This window comes from Pseudomonas sp. LB-090624, assembly GCF_003205205.1.
GTDB lineage: Bacteria > Pseudomonadota > Gammaproteobacteria > Pseudomonadales > Pseudomonadaceae > Aquipseudomonas.
On the sequence record NZ_QJRL01000011.1, the window covers coordinates 39,141 to 59,262 of the forward strand.

Sequence of the window (20,122 nt, forward strand, 5' to 3'; positions counted from 1 at the left end):
CGGGTTTACCCGCGAATGGCCGCACCGGAGAGCACCTGACTTGCTAAAACGATCCCTCGGCACCCTCGCCCTGTTTTCTTTCCTGGCCGGCTGCGCCAGCCATGACATCGACCCGCGCGGCTACGACCAGACGGGCACCGCTTCCTACTACGGCTCGCGCCACCATGGCAAACGCACCGCCAGTGGCGAACCGTTCAACCAGCACGGGCTGACCGCCGCCCATCGCAGCCTGCCCTTCGGTAGCCGCGTACTGGTTACCAATATGGCCAACCAGCGCAGCGTGGTGGTACGCATCAACGACCGTGGCCCGCACACTCGTGGCCGCCTGATTGACCTGTCACGCGCCGCCGCAGAAAAAATCGGCATGCTCCGTAGCGGAACGGCTCGCGTGCGAGTACAAGGGCTTAGCGACTGACGCGACAGGAGTCCGACCATTTTCGACTTGGCCACCCTTCCTACTTTCAGCCTGCTGCAACTGGGCATCGCCCTGCTGTTGCTGGTAGGCGGCGCCGAACTGCTGGTGCGCGCAGCCTTGCGCCTGGCGCAGCGCCTGCACGTTCGCCCACTGATCATCGGCCTCAGCCTGGTGGCCTTTGGCAGCACCGCCCCGCAACTGACCGTAAGCCTGCAGGCAGCCTACCAGGGCGCGCCTGACGTGGCGGTCGGCAGCGTGGTCGGCAGCAATATCTTCAACGTACTTGTGATACTCGGGCTGGCGGCCCTGATCATCCCGCTGCGCGTGTCGCGGCAACTGGTGCGCCTGGACATACCGCTGATGATCGCCGCCAGTGGGCTGGTCTATGCGTTGTCTGCCAATGGCCACCTGGGGCGCGTCGAAGGGGTGGTTCTGCTGCTGAGCCTGGCTTGTTACCTGGCGATGCTCTGGCACCAGTCCCGCCACTACGCACGTACCTACCCTGCTCCGGACACGGCCAGAGCCAGTGCTGGACGCTTCTGGTCAGGCACACTGCTGCAAGTGCTGACCGGTTTTGGCCTGCTCAGCCTGGCCGGCCACCTGCTGCTGGAGGCCGCGGTGGAGGTGGCCACCGACCTGGGCTTGTCCGAACGCATCATCGGCCTGACCGTCGTCGCCATCTGCACCTCGCTCCCGGAACTGGCCGCCGCGCTGATTGCCGCCCTGCGTGGTGAACGGGAGATTGCCGTGGGCACGGTGATCGGCAGCAACCTGTTCAACCTGCTGGCCGTACTGGGCATGACCGCACTGGTCACCCCCGAGCCGCTGTCGATCTCGCCCAATGCGCTGGCTTTCGACCTGCCGGTGATGCTTGGCGTGGCAGTGCTGAGCCTGCCGGTGTTCTATTCCGGGTACCGCATCACGCGCGCAGAAGGCCTGGTGTTCCTGTGCCTGTACCTGGCCTATGGCCTGCACGTGGCAGCCTTTACCATGGGCATGCCGCTGGCCGGCCGACTGGAACAATTGATGCTGTTCTACGTACTGCCGGTGCTTGCCTTGGTGTTGCTGTACACCACCGTGCGCGCCTGGCGCCGCCAACATTGAACGCGTCGTTGAGATCGAGCGCCGCACGGGCGCCGCTCGACCCCACAAAACGCAGAAGATCTACCGACGAACCTGCCGAGCTTTCTTCAATTTGAAGGCCACCCACAGCACGGCTATCCATGCCGGAATCAGCATCACCGAAATGCGAATCGGCGGGGTCAGGTACATCACTACCAGGATCAGCACAATGAAGGCCAGGCACAGGTAGTTGGTCAGCGGGTGCCCCAGGCTTTTGTAAAACGGGGTGATCCCGGCGGCCAACTTGGCCTTGCGGAATTTCAGGTGGGTAATGCTGATACTTGCCCAGTTGATCACCAACGCCGACACCGCCAAGGCCATCAACAAGCCAAAGGCTTCACCCGGCATCAGGTAGTTGATGAGTACGCACAGGCCAGTGGCAAACGCCGACACACCCAGCGCGGTCAGCGGCACGCCGCTGCGGCTGACCTTCAGTAGTTGGCGCGGCGCATCGCCCTGGCTGGCCAGGCCGAACAGCATGCGGCTGTTGGCATACACGCAACTGTTGTACACCGACAGCGCGGCAGTCAGGACCACGATGTTGAGGATGGTCGCCACCAGGTCACTGTCCAGTTCGTGGAAAATCATCACGAACGGGCTGCCCCCCTGCACCACTTTCTGCCAAGGGTACAACGACAGCAGCACCGCCAATGCACCGATGTAGAAGATCAGGATGCGGTACACCACTTGGTTGGTGGCCTTGGGGATGCTCTGGCGCGGGTTGTCGGCCTCGGCGGCGGTGATGCCCACCAGTTCCAGGCCACCGAACGAGAACATGATTACCGCCAGGGCCATCACCAGGCCGCTTACGCCGTTGGGGAAGAAGCCGCCGTACTGCCACAGGTTGGCCACGCTGGCATCCGGGCCACCATGGCCGCTGCTCAGCAACCAGGCGCCAAAGCCGATCATGCTGACAATGGCCACCACCTTGACCAGGGCAAACCAGAACTCCATTTCGCCGTAGACCTTGACCTGCGTCAGGTTGATCAGGTTGATCACCACGAAGAAGATCGCCGCCGTGGCCCAGGTGGGGAATTCCGGCCACCAGTACTGCACATAGATCCCGACCGCCGTGAGCTCGGCCATGCCGACCAGCACGTACACCACCCAGTAGTTCCAGCCCGAGACAAAGCCGGCGAATTCGCTCCAGTACTGGTGGGCAAAGTGGCTGAAGCTGCCTGCGACCGGTTCTTCCACGACCATTTCGCCCAGCTGGCGCATGATCAGGAACGCCATCAGGCCGGCGATGGCATAGCCCAGCAACACGGAGGGGCCGGCCAGTTGGATGGTCTGGGCAATGCCCAGGAACAACCCGGTACCGATGGCCCCGCCCAGCGCAATAAGCTGGATATGGCGATTCTTCAGCCCGCGCTGTAACTGCTCGGGCGTGCTCTGGTCTTGCATGAAGTGTCCTTTAGCTCAGTGAGGCAGTGTTGTTGCTGTTATTTGCAGTCAAGGATCTAGATCCATCCGCCCCACTGCAAGATGAAAATGCCGATGTTGGTGGTAATCGCCGCCATTAGCGTGGTAATCACGATGATCGACGCCGCCAGCTGATGGTTCCCGCTTGCCGCCCGTGCCATGACGTAACTGGCTGCTGCGGTCGGGCTACCGATGTACAGGAACAGAATGCCCAGTTCCGCGCCACGAAAGCCACACAACCAGGCACCCAGCGTACCGACCACCGGCAGCCAGACCATCTTCACCAGGCTGGCATCGAACGCCAGCCTGCCGCTGTCGCGCAGTGCCGCCAGCGACAAGGTGCCGCCAATGCAGATCAACGCCAGCGGCAGGGTCATCTGGGCCAGGTAGTCGCCCGACGTCAGCAGCCAGTTGGGCAGCGGCACTTGGCCGTAGGCCATGGGGGTGGCTACCAGCACACTGATGATCAACGGGTTGCTGAAAATGCTCTTGCAGATGCTCCACGGGTCGGACTTGAGGTCCGGGCTGTACACCGCAAGCACCACCGCAGATAGCGAGTTGTACATAAGGATGACCAGGCCGGCGAGCACCGCCCCCAGAGAAATCCCGTAGTCGCCGTACAGGCTGGCAGCCAGGGCCAGGCCGATGACGCCGTTATTGCCGCGGAATGCGCCTTGGGTATAGATACCACGGTCGGCCAGCGGGCTGCGCCAGATGGCCAGCCCCCAGGCAATGGCGAAGCCCACCAACGTGGCAACGATGAAGTACAGGATGACCCCCGGCTTGACTGCTGCAGCCAGGTCGGCATGGTAGATGCCAAGAAACAGCAGCGCCGGCATGCACACGTTGAACACCAGCTGCGAGGCGACGCGGTTGAAATTATCGTCGATCAGGCGGATGCGTTTGAGCAGCACGCCCATGAACAGCATGGCGAAAACCGGCGCCGTGATGTTCAGCGTCTGGATAAGAAGGGCGAGCATGCGCAAGCGATCCTGGAGAGGGTTGCCGTTAGGTGGCTAATGATACGCCAACAGCCGGAATTTGCGGGGATCGCGGGGTGATAAAGAGAAGCCTCTGTCAGTTTTGCCCTCTTAGCGGGCTTGGCCGCCCCCAGGTATTCCACAAGACTTGGGGCCTGCGCTGACCCTGTGGGAGTGGGCAAGCCCGCGAAAGGGCCGGCCCAAGCCCAGCAAGACTCAGCGCCGGACCGGGCGCTTTTGCAGCTTGCGCTGCAAGGTTCGCCGGTGCATGCCCAGCGCTCGCGCGGTAGCGGAGATATTGCCCTCATGCTCGTTCAGCACGCGCTGGATGTGCTCCCACTGCAGGCGGTCGACCGACATCGGGTTTTCCGGCACCAGGGTATCTAGGTCGGTGTGCTCCGACAGCAACGCCGCCAGCACATCATCGGCGTCAGCCGGCTTGCACAGGTAGTTGCACGCGCCGCGCTTGACCGCTTCCACGGCAGTGGCAATGCTCGAATAGCCGGTCAGGATCACCACGCGCATTTCCGGGTCCAGCTCCAGCAGCTTGGGCAGCAGCACCAGGCCCGAGTCGCCGTCCATCTTCAAGTCCAGCGTGGCATAGTCCGGCAGGTCCTGCTGGGCCAGGATCAGGCCTTCCTCGGCCGAGCTGGCAGTGCTTACGCGGAAACCACGACGGCTCATGGCACGCGCCATGACCCGGGTGAAGGTGGCATCGTCATCCACCAGCAGCAGGTGCGGCAGCTCCTCGCCTTCGACTTGGTTTTCTTCGCTCATCATTCATCTCCTCGCTTGCCATAGGGCAGGCGCAGTTCGGTCAGGGTGCCACCCTGTTCATGACTATAGAGTTTCACCGAGCCGCCCGCACGGGTCACGCTGGCCTTGCTCAAGAACAGGCCCAGGCCGAAGCCTTTGCCTTTGGTGGTAATGAAGGGTTTGCCGATGGCTTCGGCGATGGCCGGCGGCACGCCAGGGCCATGGTCGCGGATGCTGATGACGATATCCTGGGCGTCCCAGTCCAGGTGCACCTCGAGGTCATCAGGGCAGGCATCGGCGGCATTGTTCAACAAGTTCAGCAATGCCTGGGTCAGGTCCGGCGGCGGGGTCAGGCGTGGCACCTGACCGTCGCGCAGGCGCTGAAAGCGGTAGCTGGCTTCCGGGCGCATCAGGTGCCAGCGGTTCAGCGCTTCGTCCAGCCAAGCCGTGACATCCTGTTCAACCACCGCCAGGCGGCGGTTGGCTTCGGCGGCACGCACCAGCTGCTGCAGGGTTTCCTTGCACAGCTTTACCTGGTCCTGAAGTATCTGCAGGTCTTCCTGCAACAGCGGGTCGGTGTGGTCCTGGCGCATTTCGTTGATCAGCACGCTCATGGTCGCCAACGGCGTGCCCAGCTCATGTGCAGCACCGGCAGCCTGGGTAGCGACGGCCAGCAACTGCTCGTCGCGTAGGCTTTCTTCACGCCGCTCGGAACGCAGCTGCTCCTGTCGGCGCAGTTCTTCGGCCATCCGTGCAGCAAAGAAGGTAATGACGGCGGCGGCCAGCGCGATACTCAGCCACATGCCGTAGACCTGCATCTTGTCCCGCGCCATCGGCAGGCCTTCGAGCGGATAGAACTGCACCAGCAGCAGGCTGTAGGCGGTCAAGGCAATACCGGACAGGATCAGCGAATACAACCACGGCAGGGTCACTGCGGCAATCGCCAACGGCACCAGGTAATACGACACGAACGGGTTGGTCGAACCCCCGGAGTAATACAGCAAGGCGCTGTGGATCAGCAGGTCACAGGCCAGCTGCAGGGCGTACTCCATTTCGGTGACTGGCAACGACAGGCGCAGCCGCAGGGCCGTGAAGGCACACAGCAGCGAGGACAAGGCCAAGGTGCCGGCCAGCGACAGCCAGGGCAATGGCAGCAGCTCGGTCCAGTAGGCGACACCCACCGAACCGGCCTGGGCAGCCAGGACCAGGACCCGAATGACGGTAAGGCGCCAGAGGTTCTGGCGGGTAGCGGACAACGGTTGTACGGCGGCGAGCATGAGCTCTCCTGATGAGTGCTCCAGAAAAATCGGCTGGAGTATACCGAAGCCGGGCGCCCTGCTGCAGCGATGCGGCAAAGCGCCACACTTTGTCACACTGTCATGATGGCACTTGTGAACCCACTACACTGTTCCCGGTCTGATGGGCCATGCGTGGCATGGATGACCAGAGCCCACGCCTTTTATTGCCAAGGAGTACTACATGCAAATCCCACGTCGCGGCGCCGCCCTGATCATGTCCTGCGGCCTGCTCGCCAGCCTGCCGGCCCTGGCTGCCGATGAACCGCGCTACAACCAGGTATCGCTGCGTGCCGAAGTCAGCAAGGAAGTGGCGCGCGACCTGATGGTCGTGACCCTGTACAGCGAAGCGCAGAATACCGACCCGGGCAAGCTTGCCAAGCAGATCACCGAAACCATGAACAAGGCCGTGCAGCAGTCGCGCCAGGTCAAGGACGTGAAGATCAGCCAGGGTAGCCGCAACAGCTACCCGGTGTATGACAGCAAAGGCCAGAAGATCACCGGCTGGCGCGAACGTGCCGAACTGCGCCTGGAAAGCGCCAATTTCCCAGCCCTGTCGCAGCTTACCGCCGACCTGCTGCAAGAACTGAAAATGGGTGGCATGGACTTCTCCATCGCCCCGGCCACGCGCAAGTCCAGCGAAGATGCACTGCTCAAGGATGCGGTCGACGCCTTCAAGGCACGCGCGCAACTGGCCACCGAAGCGCTGGGTGGCAAGGGCTACAAGGTGGTCAGCCTGAACCTGAACAGCAGTGGTTACCCTCGCCCGTACCTGCGTAGCGCACCGATGGCGATGAAGGCCATGGGCGCAGATGAAGCGGCGCCGGCGCCCGACATCGAAGCCGGGACCAGTGAGGTGAGCATGAACGCCGACGGGCTGATTGAAGTGCAGATGCCGTAACAGACTCACGAAACACCTGTGGCAGCGGACACGCCCGCTGCCACAGAGCCCCGACCCAACCGCACAATTTAGCGATTTCAGACATCTCCTACGCACCAGCAAGGTGCGTCCTACACCCATCCCCGCGCCGAAATATTCTGAAAAAAGCCATCATTTTGCCCTCGCAAACGTTTAACTTCGCCGAAAGTTATACCGATGCGACATCCATGTACGCCCGTACCACATTTCTGGCGCCAACTATCCTTGTATGTATTGCATTGGGAACACCCCCTGCATAAGTATCCGCAGGTCGGCTCACGAGGCCACCTCAATCGAAAAATGACAACAATGAGGCCACCATGCTCAAACACGCAGTCATTCCGTTCCTGCTAGGTGCAGGCTTGCTCACCGGTGCGCCTTCGGCCCTCGCCGCGTCCAACCTGGTGTTCTGCTCCGAAGGCAGCCCGGCCGGTTTCGACCCAGGGCAGTACACCACCGGGACCGACTTCGACGCCTCGGCCGAGACCGTATTCAACCGCCTGACCCAGTTCGAACGCGGCGGCACTGCGGTGATCCCGGGCCTGGCGACCAAATGGGAAGTGTCCGACGACGGCAAGACCTACACGTTCCACCTGCGCGAAGGGGTGAAGTTCCACACCACCGACTACTTCAAGCCAACCCGCCCGTTCAACGCCGACGACGTGCTGTTCACCTTCAACCGCATGCTCGACAAGGACCACCCGTTCCGCAAGGCCTACCCCACCGAGTTCCCCTACTTCACCGACATGGGCATGGACAAGAACATCGCCAAGCTGGAGAAGCTCGACGAGCACACGGTCAGGTTCACCCTCAACGAAGTCGACGCCGCGTTCATCCAGAACCTGGCCATGAGCTTTGCCTCGATCCAGTCCGCCGAATACGCTGACCAGTTGCTCAAGGACGGCAAGGCCGCCGACATCAACCAGAAACCCATCGGCACCGGCCCGTTCGTGTTCAGCAAGTACCAGAAGGATGCGCAGATCCGCTTCAAGGGCAACAAGGACTATTGGCAGCCTGAAGACGTGAAGATCGACAACCTGATCTTCGCCATCACCACTGATGCCTCGGTGCGCATGCAGAAGCTGAAGAAGAACGAGTGCCAGGTCACCTTGTTCCCGCGCCCGGCCGACATCGAACCGCTAAAGGCCGACAAGAACCTGCAGATGCCACAGCAGGCCGGCTTCAACCTCGGCTACATCGCCTACAACGTGATGGACAAGATCAAGGGCAGCAGCGAGCCCAACCCCATGGCCCAGCTGAAAGTGCGCCAGGCACTGGACATGGCCGTGGACAAGAAGAAAATCATCGAGTCGGTCTACCAGGGCGCCGGCCAGCTGGCAGTCAACGCCATGCCGCCCACCCAGTGGTCGTACGACACCAGCATCAAGGACGCCCCGTTCGACCCCGAAAAAGCCAAGCAGCTGCTCAAGGAAGCCGGTATCAAGGAAGGCACGGAGATCACCCTGTGGGCCATGCCGGTGCAACGCCCGTACAACCCCAATGCCAAGCTGATGGCCGAAATGCTCCAGTCCGACTGGAACAAGATTGGCATCAAGGCAAAGATCGTCAGTTATGAATGGGGCGAATACATCAAGCGCTCCAAAGGCGGCGAACAGGGCGCCATGCTGATCGGCTGGAGCGGCGACAACGGTGACCCGGACAACTGGCTGGGTACCCTGTACGGCTGCGATGCCATCGACGGCAACAACTTCTCCAAGTGGTGCTACAAGCCCTACGACGACCTGATCAAGCAGGCTAAGGCCACCGCCGACCAGGCCAAACGTACCGAGCTGTACCAAAAGGCGCAGCACATCCTCAAGGAGCAGGTTCCGATCACGCCGATCGCCCACTCCACCGTCTACCAGCCCATGAGCGCCAAGGTGAAGGACTTCAAGATCAGCCCATTCGCGCTGAACTCCTTCTACGGCGTCAGCGTGGACAAATAGGCTGACTGAGGCACCCGCTGAATCGCGGGTGCCCTTCACCCCCGCCACCTCTTCATGTCGTCCTGCGGCCATACGCTGCGGGGTCGGCGAACTGTTGCCGCCATTCGTACCCGGAGGCGGCGCGAACAGATGAAAAAGGATTTGCCATGCGCCACGTTACCCGCCTTTCCGCGCTGCTGGCCCTGGGCCTGGTCAGCCAATCCCCGGTCCTGCTGGCCAACAACCTGGTGTTCTGCTCTGAAGGTAGCCCTGCCGGTTTCGACACCGCCCAGTACACCAGCGCCACCGACAACGACGCCGCCGAACCAATCTACAACCGCCTGGTCGAGTTCGAGCGCGGCGGTACTGCCGTGCACCCTGCCCTGGCCACCCGCTGGGAGGTGTCCGAAGACGGCCTGCGCTACACGTTCCACTTGCGTGAAGGGGTCAGGTTCCACAGCAACAAGGCCTTTACCCCAGGCAGAGATTTCAACGCCGATGACGTGCTGTTCACCTTCAACCGCATGCTCGACAAGGACCACCCGTTCCGCCGGGCCTACCCTACCGAGTTCCCCTACTTCATCAGCATGGGCCTGGACAAGAATATCGCCCGGGTCGAGAAAACCGGCCCACTGACCGTGGTGTTCACCTTGAACAGGGTCGATGCCGCGTTCATCCAGAACCTGGCCATGAGCTTTGCCTCGATTCTCTCCGCCGAGTACGCCGACACCTTGCTGGCCAGTGGGCGTGCCAGCGACATCAACCAGCAGCCGATCGGCACTGGCCCCTTCGTGTTCCAGCGCTACCAGAAGGACTCGCAGATCCGCTACAAGGGCAACAAGGATTACTGGGCGCCGGAGCAGGTGAAACTCGACAACCTGGTGTTCTCGATCAACGTCGACCCTTCGGTGCGCATCCAGAAGCTGCGCCGCAACGAGTGCCAGGTCACCCTGCATCCACGCCCGGCGGACATCCCGGCACTCAAGACCGACAGCAAACTGCAGGTCCTGCAGCAACCGGGCTTCAACCTCGGCTACATCGCCTATAACACCCAGCACCCACCGTTCAACCGCCTGGAAGTGCGCCAGGCGATGGACATGGCGGTGAACAAGAAAGCCATCATCCAGGCGGTGTATCAGGATTCCGGCCAACTGGCCGTCAACGCCATGCCGCCAACCCAATGGTCCTATGACGAAAGCGTCAAGGATGCGCCTTACGACCCGGAAAAGGCCAGGCAGTTGCTGCAGCAGGCGGGGGTCAAGCCGGGCACCGAGGTCACTCTGTGGGCCATGCCGGTGCAACGCCCGTACAACCCCAATGCCAAGCTGATGGCGGAAATGCTCCAGGCCGACTGGCACAAGCTTGGCTTCAAGGTGCGCATCGTCAGCTACGAATGGGGCGAATACCTCAAGCGCATGAAAAGCGGCGAACACGACATTGCCCTGATCGGCTGGACCGGTGACAACGGCGACCCGGACAACTGGCTGGGTACCCTCTACAGCTGTGATGCCATCGGCAGCAACAACTACTCGCAATGGTGCGACCCGCAGTACGACAACTTGGTCAAGCGGGCCAAGCAGGTCACCGACCAGGCGCAACGCAGCGCCCTGTACCAGCAAGCCCAACAACGGCTCAAGCAGCAGGTACCCATTACCCCGGTGGCACATTCCACGGTTAACCAGCCGCTCAGCACCAAGGTATCCGAATTCAAGGTCAGCCCATTTGGGCGCAATGTTTTTTCCGGTGTGAGTGTTGATTAAGCGTTAGCCAGTACCGGCCTTTTCGCGGGCAAGCCCGCTTCCACAGGATCTCAACAGGTTCGGACACTGCGCCCTACCTGTGGGAGCGGGCTTGCCCGCGAAGAGGCCAGAACGGCCAACACAACGCCCCGATTCTGCCCGGCGATCCCGCGGCGACCCTGGCAACACCGCAGCAATCACCCGGCCCACAAGGCCGGCATAACTAGAAAAGAAAGGGAGCTTTAACCTTGAGAGTATTCACCTTGACCGCACTGGCCTTATCCATCAGTGCCTTATCCACCGTGGCCCAGGCTGACCCGCAAAGCCAGGACTTCATCCCCGTCACCCTGAAAAGTGAAAGCGCGCAGGCCCAGGCCAGCGGCTTCATCGACGGTCAGAGCCTGTCCGGCAGTACCCGCAACTGGTACGCCCGCGAGCGTGCCGCACGCGCCCCGTTGTGGAAGTACTACAAGAACGACGGCACCCGCCACCCCACGCACAGCCGCGAAAACTGGGTACAGGGCACCATCCTCAACTACAGTTCCGGCTTCACCGAGGGCACCGTGGGCATCGCCGTCGAGGCGGCCGGTTACAACGCCATCGCCCTGCAGCAGAGCCGCGAAGCGATTGCCGGCCCCAACAACCGCACGCTGACCCACAGCGATGGCGACCCCATTGGCCAGTGGAGCAAGCTGGGCCTGGGCAACATCAAGGCGCGGGTATCCAACACCACCCTTACCCTCGGCCGCCAGACAGTGGACACACCGATGATCGCCTACATCGGTAACCGCGCGCTGCCATCCAGCTTCCAGGGCGCGTTCCTGCACAGCGCCGAATTCGACAACCTCAGCTTCGACCTGGGCACCTTTGACCGCGTCTCGCCACGAACCGAGCAAAGCCTCAGCAAGTTCCGCAGCGAGTACAGTGCCACTGGCGTGGAAACCGACCGCGCCAGTACCGCCGGCATCAACTACCAGCCGTTCAAGAGCCTGAGTACCAGCCTGTACGCGACCAACGCCGACGATTTCTGGAACCAGTACTACTTCGGCGCCAACCACGTGCTTGGCGACAGTGCAGTGCTCAGCCTGAGTACCGGCCTGAACTACTACAAGACGGTCGACGCCGGCAGCCAGAAGATGGGCAAGATCGACAACGACACCTACAGCCTGTCGTTCGACCTGACCCACCAGGCGCACACCCTCGGCGCCTCCTGGCAGCAGGTCAACGGTAACGAGTACTTCGACTACCTGCACGAAACCAACGGCATCTACCTGGCGAACTCGCTGCTGTCGGACTTCAACGGCCCCAACGAGAAATCGCTGAAGATTTCCTACGTACTGAACATGGCGCCCTACGGCGTACCGGGGCTCAAGTTCAACCTGTACAACGCCCGCGGCTGGGGGATCGATGGCACCCACTACCGTGGGACCGCGTATGACGTGAACGGCCTGGATGGCGAAACCCACTATGAGTGGGGCATCGGCACCAGCTACGCGGTGCAGAGCGGGTCACTGAAAGACACCAGCATCCGTGCCACCTACACCACCCACCGCGCCAGCAAGGCGCAGGGCGATGGCAGCCTGGATGAGTTCCGCGTGGTCACCACCATTCCATTCAATATTCTCTGACCGTTGGCGCCACGGTCCGCTTCACGGCGGGCCGTGGCGGCTACGCTGGAATCAATGCAAGCAGGGAGTCTTCAACCCATGCAGAGAGCTTTCATCAAATCGCTACCACTGCGTCTGGCATTGGCCGCGCTGGTGCTCGGCGGCGCCACGCAGGTGGCGGCCAAGCCGCTGGTGGTGTGCACCGAAGCCAGCCCGGAGGGGTTCGACGTGGTCCAGTACACCACTGGCGTGACCTTCGATGCCACCGCAGAAACGCTGTTCAACCGCTTGGTCGACTTCAAACCTGGCACCACTGACGTGCAGCCGGCCCTGGCCGAACGCTGGGATATCTCGGCAGACGGCCTGACCTACACCTTTCACCTGCGCAAGGGCGTGAAATTCCACAGCACCAGCTACTTCTCTCCCAGCCGCGAGTTCAACGCCGATGATGTGCTGTGGAGCCTGCGCCGCCAGCTCGACCCTGCCCACCCGTGGCACGACAAGACCAGCGTCGGTTACCCGTATTTCGAAAGCATGGCGTTCAAGGGGTTGCTCAAATCGGTGGACAAGCGCGACGACTACACCGTGGTGATCACACTCACCCGCCCAGAAGCGCCGTTCCTGCGAGACATGGCCATGGGCTTCACCTCGATCTACTCCGCCGAGTACGGCGACCAGTTGCTCAAAGCCGGCAAGACCGCCGAACTGAACAGCAAGCCGATCGGTACCGGCCCATTCATCTTCCAGCGTTACAACAAGGACGCCCAGGTCCGCTTCAAACCCAACCCGGACTACTTCCGCGGCAAGCCGCCAGCCGACTCCCTGATATTCGCCATCACTACCGATAGCAACGTGCGCCTGCAGAAACTGCGCGCCAACGAGTGCCAGGTGGCGCTGTACCCCAAGCCGGATGACGTGCCGTCGATAATGGCCGAGCCCAGTCTCAAGGTTGCCCAAACCGAAGCGTTGGTCACCGGGTACATCGCCATGAATACCCAGCACAAATACCTCAACGATGTGCGTGTGCGTAAAGCCATCAACATGGCTTTCGACCGCCAGGCCCATGTCGACCAGCTGTTCGGCAAAGGCAACGCACTGGTGGGGGTAAACCCTTATCCACCGACCATGATCGGCTACAACCCCCGCAACCAGAACCCGCCGCGCGACCTCGACAAAGCCCGTGCCCTGCTCAAGCAGGCCGGAGTACCCGAAGGTACGGTGATCACCCTGTTCACCCGTAACGGCGGCGGCATGACCAACCCTAACCCGCGTCTATCCGCCGAGATGCTGCAAGCCGACCTCAAGCAGATCGGCCTGAAGCTGGATATACGCGTGATGGAGTGGGCCGAGATGCTGCGCCGCGCCAAGAATGGCGAAGCCGACCTGGTGTCTACCGGTTGGGCTGGCGACAACGCCGACCCGGACAACTTCCTCACCCCGCTGCTGAGCTGCGAGGCGGCCAGGAACGGCGAGAACTATGCCCGCTGGTGCAACCCTAAGTTCCAGGAGCTGATCACCCGCGCCCGCGAGGTGATCGACAACGACGAGCGCGCAAGGCTCTATAGCGAGGCATTGAAGGTGTACGATGACGACCAACCCTGGATCAGCATGGCCCACCCCAAGGTGTTCACGGCCATGCGTGACAACGTGGAGGGCTACGTGATCAGCCCTCTGACCAACAATAACTTCGCCACGACCAAGGTGAAGTAGAACAACAACGACCGCCGGCCACCCACACGGGGACCGGCGGCACTGCCGTACCGGGCTGATCGCCCCACGGCCTGATGAGGTAACCCCGACAATGTTGAGTTTTATTGCCCGGCGCCTTGGCCTGTTGATACCGACCTTTTTCGGCATCACCTTGCTCACCTTCGCGCTCATACGCCTGATCCCCGGCGACCCGGTGGAAGTGATGATGGGCGAGCGCAGGGTCGACCCCGAAATGCATGCCCAGGCCATGGAACGCCTGGGCCTGAACAAGCCACTGCCGGTCCAGTACCTGGACTATGTCGGCAAGCTGGCACAGGGCGACCTGGGTGAGTCGCTGCGCACCCGCGAAAGCGTGTGGAGCGAGTTCATCACCTTGTTCCCGGCCACCCTGGAACTGGCCTTCGCCGCCCTGCTGTTCGCCGGTATCGTCGGTTTGCTGGCCGGGGTAGTCGCAGCGCTCAAGCGCGGCTCGCTGTTCGACCACGGGGTGATGGGCATATCACTGGCCGGCTACTCGATGCCGATCTTCTGGTGGGGCCTGATCCTGATCATGTTTTTCTCCGTGAGCCTTGGCTGGACCCCGGTATCCGGGCGCATCGACCTGCTCTACGACATCGAGCCGAAAACCGGCTTCATGCTTATCGACACCCTGCTCAGCGATGAAGAAGGCGCGTTCAAGGATGCTGTGATGCACCTGATCCTGCCGGCCATCGTGCTCGGCACCATCCCGCTGGCGGTGATCGCCCGCATGACCCGTTCTTCAATGCTCGAAGTGCTGCGCGAAGACTACATCCGCACCGCCCGCGCCAAAGGCCTGTCCCCGGCCCGTGTGGTGTTCGTGCATGGCCTGCGCAATGCGCTGATCCCGGTGCTGACCGTGTTCGGCCTGCAGGTCGGCACGCTGCTGGCCGGTGCGGTACTGACCGAAACCATCTTTTCCTGGCCGGGCATCGGCAAATGGCTGATCGAAGCCATCGGTGCCCGTGACTACCCCGTGGTCCAGAACGGCATCCTGTTGATCGCCTGCCTGGTGATTCTGGTCAACTTCGTCGTGGACATTCTCTACGGCCTGGCCAACCCACGCATCCGTCATCAGCGCTGAGGCCCAAGCCATGACTAGCCCGATTCCAAAATCCGTGTCGCCGGCCAGCCCGGTGGACCAGAGCCTGCTCTACCCCTCCCCGTACAAAGAATTCTGGCAAGCCTTCGCGCGCAACAAAGGCGCGGTGATGGGCCTGGCCTTCATGTGCCTGGTGGTGTTCTGCGCGCTGTTCGCGCCGTGGGTAGCCCCGCATGACCCCAGCGAGCAGTACCGCGACTTCCTGCTGACCCCACCCGTGTGGCTGGAAGGCGGCACCTGGCAGTTCATCCTGGGCACCGACGAACTGGGCCGTGATCTGCTTTCACGGCTGATTCAAGGTGCACGGCTGTCGCTGCTGATCGGCCTGTCGTCGGTGGTGATGTCACTGATCCCGGGCATCCTCCTGGGCCTGCTCGCAGGCTTCTTCCCGCAGTTGCTCGGCCCGTCGATCATGCGCCTGATGGACGTGATGCTGGCGCTGCCGTCATTGCTGCTGGCTGTGGCCATCGTCGCCATCCTCGGCCCTGGCCTGATCAACACCGTGATTGCCATCGCCATCGTTTCCCTGCCGTCCTACGTGCGCCTGACCCGCGCCGCGGTAATGGGCGAACTCAACCGCGACTACGTCACCGCTGCCCGCCTGGCCGGCGCCGGTTTGCCACGGTTGATGTTCGTCACCGTGCTGCCCAACTGCATGGCACCGCTGATCGTGCAGGCAACCCTGAGTTTTTCCTCGGCGATCCTCGACGCCGCTGCGCTGGGTTTCCTCGGCCTCGGCGTGCAGCCGCCTACCCCCGAGTGGGGCACCATGCTGGCTTCGGCCCGGGATTACATCGAGCGCGCCTGGTGGGTGGTGAGCCTGCCCGGCCTGACCATCCTGCTCAGTGTGCTGGCAATCAACCTGATGGGCGACGGCCTGCGCGATGCGCTGGACCCGAAACTCAAGAACGCCGCCTGAGGAGAACGCCATGTCACTGTTGCAGATCAACAACCTGAATGTGCGCTTCGGCGACGCCAACGCAGTACCGGTGGTCGATGGCCTGGACCTGGCGGTGGACGCCGGAGAAATCCTGGCCATTGTCGGCGAGTCCGGCTCGGGCAAGTCGGTCACCATGATGGCCCTGATGGGCCTGATCGATGCCCCCGGGCGCATCACCGCCAACGCCCTTACCTTCGACGGCACCGACATGCTCAAGCTCAGCGGCCGGCAACGGCGCAAGGTGGTGGGTAAGGACATCGCCATGGTCTTCCAGGACCCGATGACCGCGCTCAACCCCAGCTACACCGTTGGCTACCAGATCGAGGAAGTGCTGCGCCAGCACTTGGGCCTGAAGGGCAAGGCCGCGCGCCAGCGTGCCCTGGAGCTGCTGAAAAAGGTCGAGATCCCGGCCGCCGAAAGCCGACTGGATGCCTACCCGCACCAGCTGTCCGGGGGCATGAGCCAGCGCGTGGCAATTGCCATGGCAATCGCAGGCGAGCCCAAGCTGCTGATCGCCGACGAACCGACCACCGCGCTGGATGTGACCATCCAGGCGCAGATCATGGAGCTGCTGGTGAACCTGCAGAAGGAGCGCAATATGGCGCTTATCCTGATCACCCACGACCTAGCCGTCGTTGCCGAAACGGCCAAGCGGGTGTGCGTGATGTACGCCGGCCAGGCTGTGGAAGTGGGCCAGGTACCCGATCTGTTCGATGTTCCCGCGCACCCCTACAGCGAAGCCCTGCTGGCGGCGATCCCTGAGCACAGCATCGGTGCCGAACGCCTGGCCACCCTGCCCGGCATCGTCCCCGGCCGCTACGACCGCCCCGCTGGCTGCCTGCTGTCGCCGCGCTGCCCGTATGTGCAGGACAACTGCCGGCGGCAGCGCCCGCCCCTCGACCCTCAGGCCCATAGCCTGGTGCGTTGCTTCTATCCGCTGAACCAGGAGGTGGCGTGATGGCCGTCGTTCTATCTGCCCGGGAGCTGACCCGGCATTACGAAGTCTCCCGCGGGCTGTTCAAGGGCCATGCCCTGGTCCGTGCGCTGAACGGCGTGTCGTTCGAGCTGGAGGCCGGCAAGACCCTCGCCGTGGTTGGCGAGTCCGGCTGCGGCAAGTCGACCCTGGCCCGCGCCCTGACGCTGATCGAAGAGCCATCGTCCGGCTCGCTGCAAATAGCCGGCACCGAGGTGAAGGGCGCCAGCAAGGCCGAGCGCAAGCAACTGCGCCGCGATGTGCAGATGGTCTTCCAGAGCCCCTACGCCTCGCTCAACCCACGGCAGAAGATCGGTGACCAACTGGCCGAACCGCTGCTGATCAACACCTCGTTGAGCAAGGCCGAGCGCCGCGACAAAGTGCAGAAGATGATGGAGCAGGTCGGCCTGCGCCCCGAGCACTATCAGCGCTACCCGCACATGTTTTCCGGTGGCCAGCGCCAGCGTATCGCCCTCGCCCGGGCGATGATGCTGCAACCGAAAGTGCTGGTGGCCGACGAACCGACCTCCGCGCTGGACGTGTCGATCCAGGCTCAGGTGCTGAACCTGTTCATGGATTTGCAAAGAGAGTTCAACACCGCCTACGTGTTCATTTCGCATAACCTCGCGGTGGTAAGGCATGTGGCGGATCAGGTACTGGTCATGTACCTGGGGCGGCCGGCAGAAATGGGGCCGAAGGAGGACATCTACGAGAAGCCGCTGCACCCGTATACCCAGGCGCTGCTGTCGGCGACTCCGGCGATTCATCCAGACCCGTTGAAGCCGAAAATTCGTATCGTCGGGGAGCTGCCCAACCCGCTGAATCCGCCGGATGGGTGTGCGTTTCACAAACGCTGCCCGTATGCGACCGAACGGTGTGCCAAGGAGGTGCCGGCATTGCGGCAGGTTAGTACACGGCAGGTTGCCTGCCATTATGCGGAGCAGTTTCTTTAACTGTTAGAAAACTGGGCAGCCCTCAATGCGAAAAAACGTAGTTTGCTGCGCTGCCCAGTCACTCTTCCTGACCACCGCGCACTTAGCAGGGCTAATAGTGGAGGACTGAGCATGCGTTCCAGCCCCGACGGCCTTGACGGAACACAGCTGCATACCGTTTTGAGTTCAGTGAAAAGCAAAAATTGGAAATTCACTTCGGCGCACGGCGTGTGTGAGGTCGGTGTTTCGGGCCGGGGTGAACGCGACGGCCGTGTGTATCAAGGTAGCTGGTCGATGCACAGACAACAAAGTCGACAGAAAACAATTCGCGTGCCACCAGCCCTAAGGGTGGGCTATCAGTGACTCTTATGCCAACGTCGACACCCTCGGTAATGAAGTCAAAATCCCCTTCATTAGAAATGAGCTGGACATTGACGCTGGGGTAGCATTAAAGAAACTCAGGAACGAGTTGACGACACAACACATACAACGAACGTGGCACCGCGACACGGATAAGCCCTTACGGGCTTTCGAGAAATCGCTCCTTTAATCGAAATATATTTGCTGACGACTCACGCAGCTATATCAACATAAACTTTCGCAAGGCAGCATTGATAGTCCATTGCCATGAGCACTCATATCTACAGGACCACGGCGAAGACATACGCCACTGGCACAACTCCCAAAAAATCTACAATTTTACATACCGAAAAAATCTCACCCATACAGGTGCAGAAGCAAAGCCCCTGACAGCACTAGGCTAACACCGCCGATCTGGATAACTGACAGCCGCTCGCGAAAAAAGAAGTACCCCAGGATCGCGGCAATACCACCCGACAAAGTACTGATGACGGTGACAACGGAAACCGAGCCATTTAGCGCCCCCCAAGAAAACGCAGAAAACCCTCCCAAGTTGAAGAGACTGGCCCCGCACAGTGAGCCATAGGTCTTCAGCGTTATCGTCGTATGGTCCCGCAGAAACCTGACGGCTTCACGGATCAGGAACATGACCCCTACCGCATACCCTAGCGCCAGCATGTTCACCGGTCCCAGCGCCGGCAAGACGAATTTCCCCTGAATCCAGAAGCTGATGCCGTAGAGCATGGCCGCCAACAAAGCAAACCACACAGACATCACACTGGTGACCTTACGATCGAAATCACCACCCTTATCGCTGCGGCAGGCCAACAGCACGCCGAAAAAGCAGACAAGGATACCGACCACCTGCCAAGCGGAGAGGGCATCGCCACCCAGCCATGCCAACAGCGTTGTAAAAACACCATACGAAGTGACCAGGGGCGCCACGACGGCTGTCTTGCCAATAGCGAAAGCTTTTGAAAGCGCCAGCGCTCCTACTACGGTGCATAGAGCGGCGACAACTCCTAACCCTATGGTGAACCAAGGCGCAGATGTAAACTTTTGCCACTGATCGGCTGAAACAGCAATCAATACTGCCATCAAGAAAAGCCCTAGCAACTGCCCGAAAAATACCGCCCGCTTTACTCCGACCGCTCTTGCGTTCACGCCGACCAAGAAGTCGGTAGCCCCCCAGAACACCGCAGCCAGCAACCCCATGAATACGTCCATAGTAACGGCCTTTAATTATGAGTTATCCCTCAACCTCCCCAGACAGTAATCGGGAAAATAGCAGAAATCAAACATCTATTTTGGGCGAGCGTCTACAGATCGACCTATTTCTGCACGCCCACCAGCCCAACAACGCCATTAACGGCTTAGTTAGTACCGTAGAGACAATGGCAAGTGCCAATAGAATACTGTAGGAACTTTCAGACAACACACCCGCCTGTACTCCTACACTAAGTTTCACTAATTTAACGAGACCTTTGGTGTTCATCAGCACACCAACTTCTATTGAATTTATTGGTCTCAAGCCCCCAAGGCTTCTGGATTCGCGAAGGCGAAAACAGTCGAAAAGCATGGAGAATTTCGTCAGGATCGAGGACCTGCATCTTTGCGCTGAACCCGCCGGATGGGTGTGCGTTTCACAAACGCTGCCCGTATGCGACCGAACGGTGTGCCAAGGAGGTGCCGGCATTGCGGCAGGTGAGTACACGGCAGGTTGCCTGCCATTATGCGGAGCAGTTTCTCTAGCCTTTGAATTGCCGGGTCTGGTTTGTAGCCCTTTCGCGACAATAGGCCGCTCCCACAGTGACCAGCATATGCAGGTCTTTGGCAGCAGCCTTTTGTCGCGAAGGGCGGCCTAAGCCGCCCTTCTGATCAGTGCATGAACAGGGCAATCAGGATGA

General features: G+C 61.3%; 17 protein-coding genes and 1 pseudogene. 12 read left to right on the forward strand and 6 right to left on the reverse strand.

Annotated features, from left to right (window positions below; genetic code table 11):
• Positions 1 to 40: 40 nt before the first annotated feature.
• A complete protein-coding gene (locus tag DMX11_RS12985; protein ID WP_054881438.1) occupies positions 41 to 415 on the forward strand; it encodes a septal ring lytic transglycosylase RlpA family protein in 375 nt (124 codons plus the stop codon).
• A gap of 60 nt (positions 416 to 475) precedes the next feature.
• Entirely contained in the window at positions 476 to 1,519 is a 1,044-nt protein-coding gene (locus DMX11_RS12990) for a calcium/sodium antiporter (protein WP_110744968.1), read from the forward strand.
• A gap of 60 nt (positions 1,520 to 1,579) precedes the next feature.
• Here the strand turns inward: DMX11_RS12990 and DMX11_RS12995 are convergent, their stop codons facing one another.
• The 4 genes from DMX11_RS12995 to DMX11_RS13010 all read right to left on the reverse strand — a co-directional run bounded on the left by DMX11_RS12995 (position 1,580) and on the right by DMX11_RS13010 (position 5,972).
• Positions 1,580 to 2,941 carry an amino acid permease gene (locus tag DMX11_RS12995; protein ID WP_110744891.1) on the reverse strand — a complete coding sequence of 454 codons (1,362 nt, stop codon included), beginning with the start codon at positions 2,939 to 2,941 and terminating at the stop codon, positions 1,580 to 1,582.
• 56 nt (positions 2,942 to 2,997) lie between these two features.
• Positions 2,998 to 3,939, reverse strand: a complete 942-nt coding sequence (locus tag DMX11_RS13000; RefSeq protein WP_110744892.1) for an AEC family transporter — start codon at positions 3,937 to 3,939, stop codon at positions 2,998 to 3,000.
• A 216-nt stretch (positions 3,940 to 4,155) separates the two neighbouring features.
• Positions 4,156 to 4,716: a response regulator transcription factor gene (locus DMX11_RS13005; RefSeq protein WP_025337806.1), complete on the reverse strand. Its 561-nt coding sequence runs from the start codon at positions 4,714 to 4,716 to the stop codon at positions 4,156 to 4,158.
• Positions 4,716 to 5,972, reverse strand: a complete 1,257-nt coding sequence (locus DMX11_RS13010; protein WP_110744893.1) for an ATP-binding protein — start codon at positions 5,970 to 5,972, stop codon at positions 4,716 to 4,718. Before DMX11_RS13010 ends, DMX11_RS13005 begins: the two co-directional genes overlap by 1 nt.
• Positions 5,973 to 6,174: 202 nt before the next feature.
• Between DMX11_RS13010 and DMX11_RS13015 the strand changes: the two genes are divergently transcribed.
• The 9 genes from DMX11_RS13015 to DMX11_RS13060 all read left to right on the forward strand — a co-directional run bounded on the left by DMX11_RS13015 (position 6,175) and on the right by DMX11_RS13060 (position 17,876).
• Entirely contained in the window at positions 6,175 to 6,891 is a 717-nt protein-coding gene (locus tag DMX11_RS13015; protein WP_110744894.1) for an SIMPL domain-containing protein, read from the forward strand.
• A 338-nt stretch (positions 6,892 to 7,229) separates the two neighbouring features.
• Positions 7,230 to 8,855 carry an ABC transporter substrate-binding protein gene (locus tag DMX11_RS13020; protein WP_110744895.1) on the forward strand — a complete coding sequence of 542 codons (1,626 nt, stop codon included), beginning with the start codon at positions 7,230 to 7,232 and terminating at the stop codon, positions 8,853 to 8,855.
• A gap of 146 nt (positions 8,856 to 9,001) precedes the next feature.
• The gene (locus DMX11_RS13025) at positions 9,002 to 10,594 is read left to right on the forward strand and encodes an ABC transporter substrate-binding protein (protein WP_110744896.1); all 1,593 of its coding nucleotides are present in this window, start codon (positions 9,002 to 9,004) and stop codon (positions 10,592 to 10,594) included.
• A gap of 227 nt (positions 10,595 to 10,821) precedes the next feature.
• The gene (locus tag DMX11_RS13035) at positions 10,822 to 12,201 is read left to right on the forward strand and encodes an OprD family porin (RefSeq protein WP_110744898.1); all 1,380 of its coding nucleotides are present in this window, start codon (positions 10,822 to 10,824) and stop codon (positions 12,199 to 12,201) included.
• A gap of 78 nt (positions 12,202 to 12,279) precedes the next feature.
• The gene (locus tag DMX11_RS13040; protein WP_110744899.1) at positions 12,280 to 13,890 is read left to right on the forward strand and encodes an ABC transporter substrate-binding protein; all 1,611 of its coding nucleotides are present in this window, start codon (positions 12,280 to 12,282) and stop codon (positions 13,888 to 13,890) included.
• 91 nt (positions 13,891 to 13,981) lie between these two features.
• A complete protein-coding gene (locus tag DMX11_RS13045; RefSeq protein WP_110744900.1) occupies positions 13,982 to 14,992 on the forward strand; it encodes an ABC transporter permease subunit in 1,011 nt (336 codons plus the stop codon).
• 10 nt (positions 14,993 to 15,002) lie between these two features.
• Positions 15,003 to 15,929: an ABC transporter permease subunit gene (locus tag DMX11_RS13050; protein ID WP_009685150.1), complete on the forward strand. Its 927-nt coding sequence runs from the start codon at positions 15,003 to 15,005 to the stop codon at positions 15,927 to 15,929.
• A gap of 10 nt (positions 15,930 to 15,939) precedes the next feature.
• Positions 15,940 to 16,908, forward strand: a complete 969-nt coding sequence (locus DMX11_RS13055; protein ID WP_110744901.1) for an ABC transporter ATP-binding protein — start codon at positions 15,940 to 15,942, stop codon at positions 16,906 to 16,908.
• Positions 16,908 to 17,876 carry a peptide ABC transporter ATP-binding protein gene (locus DMX11_RS13060; RefSeq protein WP_110744902.1) on the forward strand — a complete coding sequence of 323 codons (969 nt, stop codon included), beginning with the start codon at positions 16,908 to 16,910 and terminating at the stop codon, positions 17,874 to 17,876. Before DMX11_RS13055 ends, DMX11_RS13060 begins: the two co-directional genes overlap by 1 nt.
• 190 nt (positions 17,877 to 18,066) lie before the next feature.
• Here the strand turns inward: DMX11_RS13060 and DMX11_RS26460 are convergent, their stop codons facing one another.
• Positions 18,067 to 18,276, reverse strand: coding sequence for a hypothetical protein (locus DMX11_RS26460; protein WP_110744903.1), 210 nt, complete (start codon positions 18,274 to 18,276; stop codon positions 18,067 to 18,069).
• A 296-nt stretch (positions 18,277 to 18,572) separates the two neighbouring features.
• Complete coding sequence (locus DMX11_RS13070; protein ID WP_110744904.1) at positions 18,573 to 19,442, reverse strand: DMT family transporter; 870 nt, start codon at positions 19,440 to 19,442, stop codon at positions 18,573 to 18,575.
• Positions 19,443 to 19,832: 390 nt separating this feature from the next.
• On the opposite strand from DMX11_RS13070, the pseudogene DMX11_RS13075 reads away from it, so the two are divergent.
• Positions 19,833 to 19,967, forward strand: a pseudogene (locus tag DMX11_RS13075) (oligopeptide/dipeptide ABC transporter ATP-binding protein); the annotation flags it as partial.
• Positions 19,968 to 20,122: the final 155 nt, after the last annotated feature.